Annotated in this window: 16 protein-coding genes; 6 read left to right on the top strand and 10 right to left on the bottom strand. The window is 50.0% G+C overall.

Features of this window, described 5'->3' with window-relative positions; translation table 11 throughout:
- Positions 1-53: 53 nt before the first annotated feature.
- The 3 genes from Poly24_RS13300 to Poly24_RS13290 all read right to left on the bottom strand — a co-directional run bounded on the left by Poly24_RS13300 (position 54) and on the right by Poly24_RS13290 (position 1,829).
- Complete coding sequence (locus Poly24_RS13300; RefSeq protein ID WP_145095911.1) at positions 54-512, bottom strand: helix-turn-helix transcriptional regulator; 459 nt, start codon at positions 510-512, stop codon at positions 54-56.
- Between the two features lie 46 nt (positions 513-558).
- On the bottom strand, positions 559-1,464 hold the full coding sequence (locus Poly24_RS27660; protein WP_261343117.1) for a Holliday junction DNA helicase RuvB C-terminal domain-containing protein: 906 nt from the start codon (positions 1,462-1,464) through the stop codon (positions 559-561).
- 83 nt (positions 1,465-1,547) lie between these two features.
- Positions 1,548-1,829: a hypothetical protein gene (locus tag Poly24_RS13290; protein WP_145095905.1), complete on the bottom strand. Its 282-nt coding sequence runs from the start codon at positions 1,827-1,829 to the stop codon at positions 1,548-1,550.
- 312 nt (positions 1,830-2,141) lie between these two features.
- On the opposite strand from Poly24_RS13290, the gene Poly24_RS13285 reads away from it, so the two are divergent.
- Positions 2,142-2,396 carry a hypothetical protein gene (locus tag Poly24_RS13285; RefSeq protein WP_145095902.1) on the top strand — a complete coding sequence of 85 codons (255 nt, stop codon included), beginning with the start codon at positions 2,142-2,144 and terminating at the stop codon, positions 2,394-2,396.
- A gap of 327 nt (positions 2,397-2,723) precedes the next feature.
- On the opposite strand, the gene Poly24_RS13280 is transcribed toward Poly24_RS13285, so the two are convergent.
- Positions 2,724-3,632, bottom strand: coding sequence for an ArdC family protein (locus Poly24_RS13280; protein ID WP_145095899.1), 909 nt, complete (start codon positions 3,630-3,632; stop codon positions 2,724-2,726).
- 634 nt (positions 3,633-4,266) lie between these two features.
- Here Poly24_RS13280 and Poly24_RS13275 point away from each other — a divergent pair.
- Together Poly24_RS13275 and Poly24_RS27060 are read left to right on the top strand one after the other, a co-directional pair.
- Complete coding sequence (locus Poly24_RS13275; protein ID WP_145095896.1) at positions 4,267-4,797, top strand: SMI1/KNR4 family protein; 531 nt, start codon at positions 4,267-4,269, stop codon at positions 4,795-4,797.
- 15 nt (positions 4,798-4,812) lie between these two features.
- Positions 4,813-4,974: an SGNH/GDSL hydrolase family protein gene (locus Poly24_RS27060; RefSeq protein WP_197452547.1), complete on the top strand. Its 162-nt coding sequence runs from the start codon at positions 4,813-4,815 to the stop codon at positions 4,972-4,974.
- A 343-nt stretch (positions 4,975-5,317) separates the two neighbouring features.
- Here Poly24_RS27060 and Poly24_RS13270 read toward each other — a convergent pair whose 3' ends face one another.
- Genes Poly24_RS13270 through Poly24_RS13245 form a run of 6 tightly spaced genes read right to left on the bottom strand, consistent with a single transcriptional unit; the run spans position 5,318 to position 11,745 of the window.
- On the bottom strand, positions 5,318-6,307 hold the full coding sequence (locus tag Poly24_RS13270) for a hypothetical protein (RefSeq protein ID WP_145095893.1): 990 nt from the start codon (positions 6,305-6,307) through the stop codon (positions 5,318-5,320).
- Positions 6,300-7,055 carry a hypothetical protein gene (locus Poly24_RS13265; protein ID WP_145095889.1) on the bottom strand — a complete coding sequence of 252 codons (756 nt, stop codon included), beginning with the start codon at positions 7,053-7,055 and terminating at the stop codon, positions 6,300-6,302. The genes Poly24_RS13270 and Poly24_RS13265 overlap by 8 nt, the downstream gene beginning before the upstream one ends.
- Positions 7,052-8,377, bottom strand: a complete 1,326-nt coding sequence (locus Poly24_RS27055; RefSeq protein WP_197452546.1) for an alpha/beta fold hydrolase — start codon at positions 8,375-8,377, stop codon at positions 7,052-7,054. Before Poly24_RS27055 ends, Poly24_RS13265 begins: the two co-directional genes overlap by 4 nt.
- A gap of 58 nt (positions 8,378-8,435) precedes the next feature.
- Positions 8,436-9,392 carry a hypothetical protein gene (locus Poly24_RS13255; protein ID WP_145095886.1) on the bottom strand — a complete coding sequence of 319 codons (957 nt, stop codon included), beginning with the start codon at positions 9,390-9,392 and terminating at the stop codon, positions 8,436-8,438.
- A 38-nt stretch (positions 9,393-9,430) separates the two neighbouring features.
- Positions 9,431-11,074 (bottom strand): DUF3696 domain-containing protein, encoded by a 1,644-nt coding sequence (locus Poly24_RS13250; protein WP_145095883.1) that lies wholly within the window; start codon positions 11,072-11,074, stop codon positions 9,431-9,433.
- A gap of 41 nt (positions 11,075-11,115) precedes the next feature.
- Positions 11,116-11,745, bottom strand: a complete 630-nt coding sequence (locus Poly24_RS13245) for a thermonuclease family protein (RefSeq protein WP_145095880.1) — start codon at positions 11,743-11,745, stop codon at positions 11,116-11,118.
- Between the two features lie 278 nt (positions 11,746-12,023).
- On the opposite strand from Poly24_RS13245, the gene Poly24_RS13240 reads away from it, so the two are divergent.
- Genes Poly24_RS13240 through Poly24_RS13230 form a run of 3 tightly spaced genes read left to right on the top strand, consistent with a single transcriptional unit; the run spans position 12,024 to position 13,465 of the window.
- Positions 12,024-12,245 (top strand): MerR family transcriptional regulator, encoded by a 222-nt coding sequence (locus tag Poly24_RS13240; RefSeq protein ID WP_145095877.1) that lies wholly within the window; start codon positions 12,024-12,026, stop codon positions 12,243-12,245.
- A gap of 21 nt (positions 12,246-12,266) precedes the next feature.
- Positions 12,267-12,857 (top strand): DUF1819 family protein, encoded by a 591-nt coding sequence (locus Poly24_RS13235; RefSeq protein WP_145095875.1) that lies wholly within the window; start codon positions 12,267-12,269, stop codon positions 12,855-12,857.
- Positions 12,854-13,465, top strand: a complete 612-nt coding sequence (locus Poly24_RS13230) for a DUF1788 domain-containing protein (protein WP_145095872.1) — start codon at positions 12,854-12,856, stop codon at positions 13,463-13,465. The genes Poly24_RS13235 and Poly24_RS13230 overlap by 4 nt, the downstream gene beginning before the upstream one ends.
- Positions 13,466-13,467: the final 2 nt, after the last annotated feature.

Below are 13,467 nucleotides of genomic sequence, written 5' to 3'. Positions count from 1 at the left end.
ACTTGGACTTCGGCGGCATCCCAAACAGTCACCGGGTAGTTGCGAAACACGAATCAACCAATTCCCGAACGCTTCAAATGTCGGAAAACTGTTCGGAGAACGTCGTTTTCGCCCTCGCTATTGGTGCCCTTCGGGTAACAAGCATCAACCGCTTCGCCGACTTGCTTGGTCGTCAGGCCGCTGAGGCCAAGGGCGTGAAGGCTCTCCAGCAGCCCCGTGTGATCTGCCTTGGAAGCGGGTGTTACCTTCGGCTTCGTCGGAGTTTCGGATCGTTCATAAAACAGGACGTACTCACCGTTGACGCCGATGCCAAGCTCCCTCGCTTTCAAGTTGTCTTCAACCTGACTGGCGTTGAAATACGGTCGTCCATTGGGCAATCGAAGCGGAGCGTGGAACGTCCCTCGTTTGACGTGCCAATAAAACTGGCTGCGACTCATCTTCAGAAGTGAACATTGTCGGCTCACTGTTATTGCAGCTTTGGCCTTGTTTTCATTCATCGTGTTTACGGTCATCGTTCAGTTACCTTGCGGGAATCGGACAGTGGAAGCACAAAAAAAATCAGCCGTTGCTGGCTTTCACATGCTCGTGTCCAGCGGGTGTTAAACAGCGTCCCTTTTCGTTCTTGGTAATCAGTCCCAAACGAATGAAATCGCTTTCGAACATTTCAATGGACTGCCGAGGCAATCCAAGATGCGTGGCCAGTACGTTGAGCCTCACTGCTCCCTGATGTTGCTTCAGCAGGTGAAGATAGCTTTGCTCCACCGGATCGAATCCGAGGGCATCAATGCCTTCCATCTCCAGCATTTCATCAACGTGACTGGTTTCGATGAAATCACATCCACCAGCGGAACAGGATCGTTTGGCTGCCTCCAGCATCCGAACGGCAAGTCTGGGGACGCCACGGCTTCGCTTGGCGAGTTCACGGACTGAGTTTGGATCGATGCCCCAACCAAGTCGCTTGGCTCGTTGTTCGATCAACACGCTCATTTCATCGGTGTCGTAGTGGGAAAGACGGATCAAAATTTGAAACCGATCTCTCGAACTTGTCGTGAGCATGTATTCATGCGTGGTGGCACCGATCAGCGTGAACGGTGGCAGAGTCACTGGCTTTTTGTTGCCACCGAGGAACAGTTTTCGTTCTTCCAAAGCTCGGTAGAGACAAACTTGAACGGACTCGTTCAGTTGATGTATTTCGTCCAAGAACAAGATTTGGCCCGGCGTGTCGAGCATCATCAGCAGCCCTTGCATTTGCCCGATGTTGCTGATGTTCTGAGCGAGTTCAACGTGAACTTCAGTGCAAAGCTCCCGAGCGACCAATTCGCTCAGCATCGTTTTGCCTGTGCCACCGGGGCCGCACATCAAAAGGTGTGGGAAAGAGACGTTCTCTTCGCCATGCTTGCTTCGTTCATGCCAATAGGCATCGAGTGCCGTTTGCAGAACTCGAACGGCTCGGCTTTGCCCCACAACTTGACTGAGGCTGGTGATGATCGGTTCTGTCTCTTTCACGTCATTACTCCGTGGTGGTTGATTTGAATGACAAGCGGGTGTTACTCGTTGCCCATCTCGTGGAAGACATGGAATGCAACCAGAGCCATCACATCTACGGTGGGGCAATCACTTTGCATTAGTCGCCGCCATGCAGCCCCGGTGGCTTTGTTTTTCCTTCCCATCCGTCGCCAAATTTGGAAGGCCATCAGGGCATGGTCCGAACAGTCGAAGAATTCACCGGACGTGGTGCGGGCGGAAAGCTGGTCGGGATCTCGGATGAGCGATAGCAGTGGTTGGAGTTGCTCCCGTTCATCGTTGGTGATCATTGGTGCTTGTGGCATCGTTTGACTCCGTTACAAAAGTTGGATTGAGTGATGCCTTACAAGCGGGTGTTATTACAAAAGTTGGAATGAAAACGGGGCCTCCATGCCCCATCGCCACACACAACAACTAAGCGGCAACTTCATCTGCAAAACCGACTGAAGTGACGGCGATTTCGAGATCCTTGAAGTCGGCGTTTTCTTTATTCCAAACCTTTGCGATGAGGCTTTTGATTGTGTTGTTCATTTGTGTGGTTCCTGTGTGAAAGTGATTGATTAACTGGCTTACAAGCGGGTGTTAGTTTTCGCTCGACGTGACCTGTGGAATGACAAATGGTTCAGTCTTCAGCAGAGATTGAATTTCGTCTGGCTGGACTTGATCTGCTCGAAAGGGAAGTTTCAGCATTCGCCCCTCTTTCATCTCGCAGAGCAAAAGCAGCATGTACTGGCTGGCGATTTCATGCGGCATGGGCCATCGGAAGTGAAAGTAAGAACTGGCAATTGCACAGGCCCAAACCCAAGTCAAATGCCACGCATCGCCCTTTGGTCGAACGCCGTATCGCCAAAGATGTGAACGGACTTCCTTGACTCGTCGTCGGCTGGGGCATCCGGGAAGGTATCTGTCATCAGCCATAATTTGCGATCTTGGAAACTTGGAATTTAGAAAGACCAAACGGGGACACCGAAGATGATCAACATTGACTTCAGGGCTTCGCAGTTGACAGCAGATTTCCACGGCTCACTGGCCAGAGTTATTGCGGTGGTTCACGCTGCCCGTTGAAGTGCCGAAGCTGAGTCGTCTTGCGATCATCAACGGTGTTCCGAGTGGCTGTCCCGATCAGGACCGACCCACAAGCGGGTGTTAGAAGAAATGGCAGGTGGAATCGGATTCCACCTGCCATTACAAAAGTTGGATTAAGCGGTTGCTTCCGCTGGTTCAGGCGTTCGCACAAACGACAGCAAGTAGTCGTTTGCCTTACTGGCCTGCGAACAAGCTCGAAAGATTGCTCGATTGTCGTCTTTCAACGCTTTGAGCCAGCTTTTCAGGTAAGCGCCCGACTTGTCCATTCGTTCGCTGTTTGGGATTCCCAATTCAGCAGCGAGATAACAAGCGGAAATTTCGGCGATCAACTCACCAGCGGCGTATCCTTCGCCTTTTCGGTCCCAGTTCAATCGATGTTCTGGTTCGGTCCAGTGCGTCAACTCATGAAACGCCGTTTCGTAGTAGTCAGCCGGTGAGTGAAATGATTCCTTCGTTGGCATCATGATGAAATCACCATCGGGGACGTAACAAGCACGATTACCGGTTCGGATATTCGCACCAGTAGCGGTGATCAATTCATCGCCAGCTTCGAAGTTTTCGAACAGCTTGTTCGGTTCTGGCTGTTGTGGACGAAGATGGTCAAAGTCACCTTCAACTTGATCCAAGCTGAAAACCGTGTAGCTCTTCAGAATCCAAAATTTGTCTTCCTTGTCTGTCCCGTCATCGGCACGTTTCTTTTTCGTGACAGGAGCCGTGAAGCAGATTGTGGTTCCCCATTTGCCGGGCTTCACATTGTCGGGACGTTTTTTGACGCTTCCGCCAGCTTGCTTCCATTGGTTGAACGTCGCCCAAATTGATGACGTGAATCCATGACGCTGTGAAGCGAGTTCCAAGACAAGCGGATTTACGCCGCTGTAAGGCTTCCCTGAAACCAGATTGCGGTGAGGACCAGCGTTGGTCGTACTCCATGGCTTTCGCCACGGGGGAAGATTTCCTGATTCCAAAGCGTTAATAATCTGTTCGGTGATCTCGCTTCGCAGTTGTTCAGTTTTGCTTGCCATCGTTTTCTCCTTGTGGGTTGAAATAACGATGAGCAAGCGGGTGTTAGTAATCGTTTGAGTGGGAAGTGGTGGCGTGAATCACTGGTTAATAACGGTCTACTTTCACCCTCTCTTCTTCCACGGCATCACCAGCGACATCAACAAAAAAGAACCGAGGGTCCACGAGGTCCAAGCAAAATGGCGTTTCTGCTTCCTTTCCCATATTTGCATTTACCAAATTTCAAATTTCCATATGAATTAGTGATTTGCTTGGACCTCTTGGACCCAACCTGCAAAACATGCTTAAAACGCTGGAAAAACGCATGAAAAAGGGTCCAAGCAAAACTGATTTTGCTTGGACCCTGCATGGACCTACTTGGACCTAATTTCCATTCAATCATGCACCAAGGCGTCTGTTGATGATGTCGGTGCGTGCCTCGGGGGTCAGATTGAGGCCGGTGTAGTGGCGTTCACGACGACCCTCGATGTTCTTTCGAACGTCACCGACCCTTGAAGGTGCCCAAACACCGTTTCTAAATGACAAAAACAACTTTGGGAACGAGACCATGCGGCGGGGCACCTGCGATGGAATGGCCGAGAAAAATCGGCAAGAATGAGGACCGTTTACGACTATCGAACTTCAGAGAGAAAACGTATGGATTGGGATAACGTCTTTCAGCATGTCGCCAAAGAAGTTCCGGCAACTGAGGATGATATTGCCTACCTACAAGTATCCGTGCTTGCGCCGTTGACGAAAAGCGAGATTGCCGAGATTAACTCACAGCAGCAGAACCCGTTTGCGGTTGGCGACCCATTACACGACAAATACCAGTCATTCGATCCGTCGCAATGGTACATTCCCCGGCGACAGTTTCCAGATGCGTTCGTTGAGTTTCTTCGTTGGTCAAACGGAGGCAACTTTTTCAGGGGCGAACGTGAATTTGGCATATTCGGTATTAAGTCACTCAGGGAATACCTGCTTGGCTACCAGATACCCGAGTACATGCCCGGTGCTGTACCCTTCGCTTTCGACGGCTGTGGAGGCTTTTATCTATTCGACATGAGAGAAGCGATGGTAGACGGCGAATACCCTATCGTAATGGCGCACAGTGGAAGTCTGGGCTGGGACGAAGACGATCAGGTTAGGCTTGCAGACACATTTTTCGAATCCATCGCCGGTTGTTAAACCGCTGCTGAAACCATGACAGAGCAACACATCCCAACCGACGAACATTTCGAACTGGTCAAGGATCATGCCGAGTGGACTTCTGGCGATGGCGTTCATTTCAATGGACAAGGCAATGAAGCACTGGCGAAGCAGGTGGCGGAAAGCGTCTTGGAGAATCTTTCGACCGCTCCATAGCTCTCCGCAATTTGGTACAGGTTTTATACGGCGACAAATAGGAAGACCGTTCTCCACTAGCCCGGAAGAGTGCGAAGTCCAAGACACTTCGCCCGTATCCAACGAAATCCCGTAGCACCCGTATCGCAGAGAGCCTATGTGCTGTCGCCTACGCTCATTGGCCACGATCACACCGTCTACGATATCGACGATTTCATCGGGGTGGAGATTGTGTTCCCAATGGACTAATCCAGCCTGACGATCCAGACAGAACCACTGGCCGACCACTTTGTCCGTGAGCAAACGAACGTGGCCGTACCACCGGATTAGCGGTTGTTTCGCTTGGAATTCCCAAATAGGCGTCTCATTCAACATCAGCGTTGTCGCTTGGCTGAGTTTCAGCCGAGGTGTGTTGTGTTCGTCGATAGTACATCAACTCTCTATTTGCTCGTCCGATTAGCAGCCCATCGCCATCCACATCATCGATCCTGCACTCGCTGTGTTTTTCGCCATCGAGCGGGAAGTCTTGAACCACCTCACCTGTTTTGATGGATAGCGTCACAAAGTGCCACCGGGTCGGGTTCGGTAACGCATAGTGCTCCTTCGTTGGATGCGGTTTCGAATTAGCCTCATCAGAAACAAGCATGTAGATGAATGGCGGAACGAGTCGGTACGAGCCGATGTGGCGGCCAAGATGGTTGATGGAAAATGTCCAAAGCGGTTTTCCAGATTCGGACTCGGCGGCGATCTCCAGTGTCCCTCGCTGCCATCCTTCCGCATCCTGTGCGTGTCGAAGAAAGAGATTATCCATCACTTTCACCCTTGGATGATGGCGTTCCACACCGCTGCCAGCAAACTGCGACCCGATTGACAATGGCTTCTCATAAGATCGAACGTCTTCGGAGTCCATTTTGTAAACCAGCTTTCCCGATGTCACGTCGAGTACCCGTCCACTGTTGCAGTAAACCTTGCCGTCTTTGACGTAGTGCGGTGTGTCCCTCAACTCGTTGGTAAAGCCGGGAACGTAATCCAGCAGTCGAACGATACGGCCCCAAATACCAGAACCGTGAGAGGTCCAAAGTAGCCGCCCGCTTTCCATAGAAATTCCGTAACAGCCAAAGTCTGCCGTCCATGGCCCATCCGACCTCATCTCGCTGGCGACAATGATCCCTGAATCAAAACCACAGATGGTATTTGGACGCAACAATCTGGCCTGCCAATCCCGTTTCCCTGTCGTCCGATCTGCGCAGAACCATTGGCCAACAACTTTATCCGGCAGGAGATGAACGTGGCCGTACCACTTCGTGAGTGGCTTCTTGGTGTTGAACGTCCACAATGGAATGGATTCAATCATCGGGATTGATCCGGGGTTCGTTTAGTCTCTCCGGGATTGGCCGAAGCAACTGATCATTTCCAAGCTGGACTTCAATCCGATGCCGGATGTATTCGTCGTGGTGGCTTCTGGCGATGGCAATAGCCTGATTCACCAATGGCTTCAACTCGTCAGGATAAGCATTCTCATCCAGCTTGAGGGAAGGGATGATTTGTCGCCGAACATTCAGGTCTTGATTGGAAACGAAGATTCTGAGGTAACAGCATCTCTTCCGTTCCCATACGTCGTTGAGAGCCTGATACGCCTTTCTGGACTCGGGCGTTGCATGTTCCAGTGTGTAGGCTGGGACGTTTCCCGAAAATACGATCTGCATGTTTGCCCAGTATAAGGCAGCAACGGCACCAGCTATGGACACGTCGCAGTTACCTTCAACGACATCGAGCAGATACTCGTTAACTCGACGATGGCCAAAGGAGTCAACACACGGTTGAACGAACTGACGATTTTTACTGGCATTTGTTTCCCTAATTGCGGCATCGAGGAATGGATTTAATAATCGTTTTGGAACCGGGTATCGCTGAAATACGGCTGTGACGAACCATTTCGTTTCTTCCTCCCTCAAACCATCAATCAGCCAACGCCAATCTGAGTCGACTGCGTTCTTCAGTAGTTGCCTCGCTTGTTGAACCGCTGATTGCCTGTCGCCTGTTGCGAACTTCTCAGCAATTTGGCTCCATGGACATGTCATCGTTTGCTCTTTTGCATTCACTCGGGTTGGCTTTGCCGCAGAGTTTCCAAGAATTCAGTCGCAAATCCATCGGCCATTTCCAACACGACTTTAGCGGATGTAAACTTGACCTTTGTGACAACTTCCCGCCCCTGCTTGATGATAGTGTGTTGTGTGCTCTGCACACCGACAAAGGCGTAGTCACGGATCGCCCTGTTGGTAAATAAATCAACGACAACGCCTCCACTCATTCCTGCTAGTGTCTCTGTATCCTCTGCTTCTGGCCTAGCATGAAAATTGACGCCATCTTCAGTGGTTGAATCAATCAGTCCCGCCAACTTAAATGGCAATGCCCCCAGTGATGTTCTGTATCTTGGACGGAGGCGGTTGTTTTCAATCGTCACGAAGACTTCTTCATCATGTACCCTTGCACCATCTGCACCATATCCAACCAGAATCCGCTTGGCCCGTTTGGCATTCGGAGGCCCAAGACAGTCTCGATTTACAAGGCTCAATCCCGCAGTATGTAGTTCGTTTACAAGATCAGGTGCAATGCACATGAAACCAACGTCACAATCTAATGATGTGCTGTACTTCGCTAGTGCAAGATCGGATTCGAACAGCGAGAGTTCCGCAACGCTTTTGGGGCCTGATGGAACTACAATGCTTACACCGATAAGACGATCTTTCTGTTGAAGCTCGTCGATTCTTTGCATCACATGGCCAGCAGTGACAAGCACAAAGAGCCCCTGTGATTTGATTACAAAGCCAGACCCAATCTCGAAGTTCGGTCTCTTGTCTCCATTAGACTCAGCGAAAACGATCCCGCAGACTCGATTCCTCATGTATGACTTGAAGCCGTCTATGAACTCGGCAAGCGATGCAGGATTCGTCACTTTGAAAGTCGCCAATCGCTCACACGCTTCCAGCATCGCCTTCAGTGGCTCTGGAGCAGCCAAGCGGTGATCATCACCGACTTCAATGAGCGTGTCCTTTGGCAAGCCACTGTTGGCGATAAGTTCCTCAGAATCGGCAAACGGGATCACGTCATCTTGGGGTGAATGCAGGATAACCGAGTTTGGCTTGAGCGTTGTTGCCGTACCCCAGTTCTTCCATGCTGGGCAAAGCAAAACGAGCGGTGTGTTTTTTGAATCGATATTCATGGCGACTGCACCACCACGGGAAGAGCCAACGATCACATCTGGCTGATGCTGGTCAAATTCGGCTTGTGCAGTGCGGACGGCAAGATCGAAGTCGTCATTGTCCAGTGCAGGGTTGTTGACTTCGTGCCCAGCGTTTTTCAGGTATGACGGTTTGACGCCGCCGACGACACTGTGCCAGCCGTGAAGAAAAAGGATTTTCATTGGAAGCTGATCTATATCGAGGTGTACTCGCAAACAGAAACGAACAAGCAATGACTGTTCAGGTCAAGCTAAAGTCGGGCAGATTGCGATATTCGCTCAGATGAACTTCGCCAGCCGGATACAAGTTGACGACCATTCGTCTGAACGATCCATCTGGCTTGAAAATATCGAAGCCTTGGTCAAAGTTAATGCAGATGGATTCCGTTTGCAGCATTCTGCAATGGCTAATTCTGGAATCATCCTCTTTAAAGAAAAAATTTATCGGGATGCCTAATTCGTCTTGCAGGCGTTGGACCAGTTCCTTTTTTACGATGTAATACGACTCGCTTGGCTTCTTTTTTCGATAGTGCGATTTATCAACGACGGTGTAGATCTCGGCACTAAGATTTTCTCTGCCGAAGTGCGACCCATCTCTCCATAATTTCAGAATGCGACGGATTCCGTCTCGGAAGCGGCTGGTCCCAGTCCCCTTGCCGATCATTGCGTCGTAGAAACGAAGCTGCTTGGAAAACTTCGTTGCCTGAACGATAGTTTTGTCAAACACTTCAGGTCGAAGAGTATCTAGTGGGGGCAGATGCGCTTCAGAAAAATGCCTGCGTCGTGCTTCAGCATCACTTTGAATGTACTCACTGGTTGGCACCACCGAGCTTCCCCGTGCCATCATTGCAAATTTCGCAGCTTCTTCCGGCGATGAGACAATCAACGTATCCGAGCGACACTTGATCGCAAGAGTTGCGACCATTTCCTCTTCTGACCTACCGTTTTCAAACTTGGGACGGCATGTCACAAACCGCACAATTTTACGCTCTCTTTTCTGCTTCAATAATTCTTCGAACAGAATGTGCGTCTTTTTACCCTTCCCAGTTCCAGCAAGAGCCTCAACCTTGTCGCATAGCTGGTCGTACAATTTCTTGTCTGCATCAACGAGCACAATGCCATTGGTCGCAATTCCCATAAGGAGAATTTCAACATTAAGGTGGTAAGCAGAATCGCTAAAATGTTCTGAATCAAACATCTCGGGACTCAGCACGTTCGATATCAACATAACTGGCTTTACCTCAACTCTCGAAGACGTTCAGGAAAAAAGCCACCGGGGAAATCGTCCATGAAGTCACCGTCTTCATCGAGCCGCAGCTGCGTTACCGTAGAACCATTTTCGCCTCGACTGACGTAAAGAATAGAGATGTCTTCGGGAGCGATCTGCTTCTCCCGAACTCGCCTTTGAAGCCGAAGAGCTAAATGTTCGCTGTGAGTTTCGATGAGAAACTGATTGCGGCGTGGTTCCTTAGTTGCTTCGATTAGGAGATCGCCAAGGTCGGCCTGTAGCCTTGGATGAATGTGTACCTCTGGCTGTTCAATCGAAATGATTTGATCACTGGCAGCAAGGCTTTGAACAATCAATGGCAGGATTTGGCTGATTCCGAAACCCACATCAGAAAGGCCAACTTCAACACCGTTCTTGCGACGGGTATCCAGTAATCGCAATTCAAACAAGTCCGAACCCGGATTTCCAAGAGAACGGGCTCTCAGTTCGTAACCGATATCAAGACGTTTCAGCCACTCATTGGCTTCGTCACGAACGTCGTCTTTGCGGAAGATCAAATCGGGAAGGGACTGTCCTTCGAATCCGACATCCTGCGGCGTTGTTCCTGAAAAAACGTACCAGCGTGACGGAGACTTGCGGAAAGGACCAAGAGGAAAAAGATTTGCCAATGTCTGGTCAATCTGGCGACCTGCAAATATTGTTGCGTTCCCAAGATCAACCATACAATCCTGACCAATACGGGACTCTCTTTGGCCCTCAAGTAGGATTCCATTCAGGTTAAAATGACTTTCTGGAAACTGCGCTCCAATAGGAATGAATCCATCAAGTGCGACGTATTGGCCAAGCTGTTGTTCCGCCATCCGTAGACGATATGAGTCAGGTGTTAATTCATCAGTGAGGTACGCAACAAACTCCTTAATCTTCTGGCTTGCAGGACTTCCTGACCGCTCTACTTCAACCTGCTCTTCTTCATACTCGTCGATGTTTTTGGACTTTGGCTGGTCCAACGACCCAGAGTCAAGAAGTTCTTTAAGATAACGAATCAGACGCTCTTTCTCTTGCGTAATGCGATTGAATGCCGACGCCCAATACGAGGAATCGGCATTTGAGGAGACGCACTTGACCGCTCGCAGATTTGCCTGATTACGATGTCTATTCAAACGGGCAGGCCCATACGCAAGCCGTCGCATCTCACGAGGCAAGTCAACTTTTTGATATGTCGCTATTGGCTGCTGTTCACCACCATTGCATAGATGTAACTCGTCCAAGCTGATTTCGTCTTTTGCTGATTTCCGGGAGAACATCAGTTCAAGTCCCACCGAATCAAAATCTCGACTGTACCGCCCCATCATCCCACTGAGTCTTCTCCTGTCGGGAATTGTTTCTATCCGTATCCGTAACTGTCTTTCTTCGTCATGATCAAACAGCATCTCATGGAAGCTGCCTAAATCGGTCAGTCCACTTTCCGCTCTTGGCAGTAACAATGCGTCAGCATCCCGACTCTCTCTTGATTGCTTGAGAAGATTGAGCGACTGGAGAATGCTGCTCTTTCCAGAACTGTTCTGGCCAAAGATCAGCGTGATCGGTGCAAGCGGGATCGTTGTCCGCTGGCCGAACGCCTTGAAGTTTTCGAGTTCGATAGATTTCAACATGCTTTGATTTTCACTGAATGAATCTGAATGTTGCGTGGTCTTTAGCCACCACAAATGCCACAGGGCTTTCCATCATTGGGAGCACACACTCGCCCCCGTTTCGTGTTCTTAAAATATTCGCAGTTCTGGTTATGTCTCGTGTTCGATGACGAGTTCAACCAGAACATCGTTGCAGGTGGATCATTAGATGTTCGCTGGCGTGTTCTGTATTCCCACGGTGCCAGCGGATTTGGATCAGCCCAAAGCCCTCGTTTGGCTTCCCTTGCTTCGTCTTCTAGCTTCGCCAGCCGTTCTTCGTCATTGTAATTTTTGTAATGCCATGCCCAACCATCTTCGATCATCTTGGCGTTGATGTCGACGCTGCCAACCATGATGACGCCAAGAGTTCGACCGTAGCGGTCTTCACCGGTCTTTTTGACAACCACATTTTTGCCGAAGACCATTTTGGAAAGTGCTTGCTTCGACCTCGTTCCAAAACTTTGCTTGGACTCAGGAGCATCGATTCCTTCGAGCCGCACTTTGACTGGTTCTCGGTTAACCAAGACGGCGATGGTGTCGCCATCGGTGACGCCTATAACTTTCCCGGTGAGTTCTTCAAGAACCCGTGGCGGTGAGGCAAGTGTGAAAGCCGCCAAGATTAGGACAGAGAAGATTGATGCCACGGTTTTCATTTCGTTTCCTTCTCTATTGCCAATCGTACACACGTTTCCAACATCGCCTTATGTGGCTCTGGATCGGCCAAGCGGTGATCATCCCCGTCTTCGATCAGCGTTTCCGTTGGCAAGCCACTGTCGATCACAAGTTCTTCAGAGTCGGCAAACGGGATCACGTCATCTTGGCGTCATTCGTCCCGTAAAATTTTGTCCCCCGCATGATTCTCAGCGGAGGACAAGTTTGGTAAGGTTTAATCATGATTAACCATGTTCCGACATGTCGGAGGGAACGTCAAGTGACCAAATTAAGCGACTATCTGCGAGTTTCAGAGGCGGCTGAGTATTTGGGCATCAGTCCAAACACTCTTCGCAACTGGGAACGAGCAGGCAAAATCGAGGCTCACCGAAATCCGGTGAACTCGTATCGGCTGTTCAAGAAGGAAGAACTGGATGCGTTGTTGAAACAGGTGCAGGAACCTGATGAACCGAAAGATAACCGACCAAGAAAGTCCAAGTAGCAAGTGATTGCAGAGGCCCCATTGCGTTATCGAGCAGACATCACGGCTGGCTCTCTCAAGGTTGCTGAGAGTCGGGTCATCGCCGACTTGCTGTTGAAGCAAGCCGATGATGCTGCGTGGAAGGCTGCGCTAGGGGAAAACAATCTTTTGCAAACTCGCAGTCCTGCAACCTCCCGACGACTGGCCCGTTTAATTCGCAACCGTCTGGAAACAATGTCCCCTGAACTTTGGAAACTTGTCAGTGACGGCAACTCCACGGTTTCCACTCATGCCTGTCTGGCGGCTGCCGTCAAACACAGTGCCCTGTTGGCGGACTTTTTTGGGCTGGTTCTTAAGGAGCAATATCGAGTTTTTGCAGAAAAATTGCCTTCAACGGTGTGGGGTGATTTCGTTGCTGACTGTCAAAGTCGTGATCCCGAACTTCCCGATTGGAGTGAGTCCACCATCAAACGGTTGAAGTCATCGGTATTCCAAATTTTGCAACAGGCTGGATACATCGACAGCACCAAATCGTTACGACTTCAAACGGTTCACATCGCCGATGAAGTGGTGCGTTACCTAAAGAACCATGATGAAGGCAACGTCCTGCGTTGTATCGAGGTGGCACCATGAGTGATCGATTGACAGAACGACTGAACGCCATTCTGCCGAAGATCACTTCGCCAGATTTTCTGAGCGGCCAAGGGATCGGCAATGAGATTCCCTTTTACGTCTTCGATTATCCACCGGAAGACGAACTGAGAATCAGGGAGCATTTGGCATTTCTGCAAGACAAACTCCCCAAGCAGGCTCCTGATCTGAAGTTTGTTCACGTCAACTTGTTCGATTTTATGATCGACTACATCAAGGGACGTGGCTACTTCGAAAAGTCATTGGAAAAAGAGCGACAACTGGGAAGTGCCAAAGCGATCAAGTCCATCAAATCGATTGCCAGTGCAGAAAAACTCGCTGATCATTTTTACAACGAGGTCATGAGTGGACAGCCCGATTTGGTGCTGGTGTCCGGTGTGGGTTCATCGTATCCGATTATTCGCACCCACGAACTCTTAAACAACCTGCACAAACACATGGGGCTTGTGCCTCTCGTGATGTTCTACCCCGGCGTGTACGACAAGATCACGCTCAAATTGTTTGGCAAAGCCAGTCTGGCTTTTGATTCGTCGTCCACTGACCGAAAGCGGAAAGCCCGCTATTACCGAGCCTTTCGTTTGATCGACTGAGA

Source organism: Rosistilla carotiformis (assembly GCF_007753095.1).
Taxonomy (GTDB): Bacteria; Planctomycetota; Planctomycetia; order Pirellulales; family Pirellulaceae; genus Rosistilla; species Rosistilla carotiformis.
The sequence above is the reverse complement of the archived record's forward strand: the minus strand, read 5'-3'. Positions and strand labels throughout refer to the sequence as shown.

What these genes read in the sequence shown, in the direction of transcription:
- Poly24_RS13300 (WP_145095911.1), bottom strand. Translation starts at nt 512, where the DNA reads ATGACCGTAAACACGATGAATGAAAACAAGGCCAAAGCTGCAATAACA.
- Poly24_RS13290 (WP_145095905.1), bottom strand. Translation starts at nt 1,829, where the DNA reads ATGCCACAAGCACCAATGATCACCAACGATGAACGGGAGCAACTCCAA.
- Poly24_RS13250 (WP_145095883.1), bottom strand. Translation starts at nt 11,074, where the DNA reads ATGTTGAAATCTATCGAACTCGAAAACTTCAAGGCGTTCGGCCAGCGG.
- Poly24_RS13230 (WP_145095872.1), top strand. Translation starts at nt 12,854, where the DNA reads ATGAGTGATCGATTGACAGAACGACTGAACGCCATTCTGCCGAAGATC.
- Poly24_RS13245 (WP_145095880.1), bottom strand. Translation starts at nt 11,745, where the DNA reads ATGAAAACCGTGGCATCAATCTTCTCTGTCCTAATCTTGGCGGCTTTC.
- Poly24_RS13285 (WP_145095902.1), top strand. Translation starts at nt 2,142, where the DNA reads ATGGTTCAGTCTTCAGCAGAGATTGAATTTCGTCTGGCTGGACTTGAT.
- Poly24_RS13280 (WP_145095899.1), bottom strand. Translation starts at nt 3,632, where the DNA reads ATGGCAAGCAAAACTGAACAACTGCGAAGCGAGATCACCGAACAGATT.
- Poly24_RS27060 (WP_197452547.1), top strand. Translation starts at nt 4,813, where the DNA reads ATGACAGAGCAACACATCCCAACCGACGAACATTTCGAACTGGTCAAG.
- Poly24_RS27055 (WP_197452546.1), bottom strand. Translation starts at nt 8,377, where the DNA reads ATGAAAATCCTTTTTCTTCACGGCTGGCACAGTGTCGTCGGCGGCGTC.
- Poly24_RS13270 (WP_145095893.1), bottom strand. Translation starts at nt 6,307, where the DNA reads ATGATTGAATCCATTCCATTGTGGACGTTCAACACCAAGAAGCCACTC.
- Poly24_RS13255 (WP_145095886.1), bottom strand. Translation starts at nt 9,392, where the DNA reads ATGTTTGATTCAGAACATTTTAGCGATTCTGCTTACCACCTTAATGTT.
- Poly24_RS13275 (WP_145095896.1), top strand. Translation starts at nt 4,267, where the DNA reads ATGGATTGGGATAACGTCTTTCAGCATGTCGCCAAAGAAGTTCCGGCA.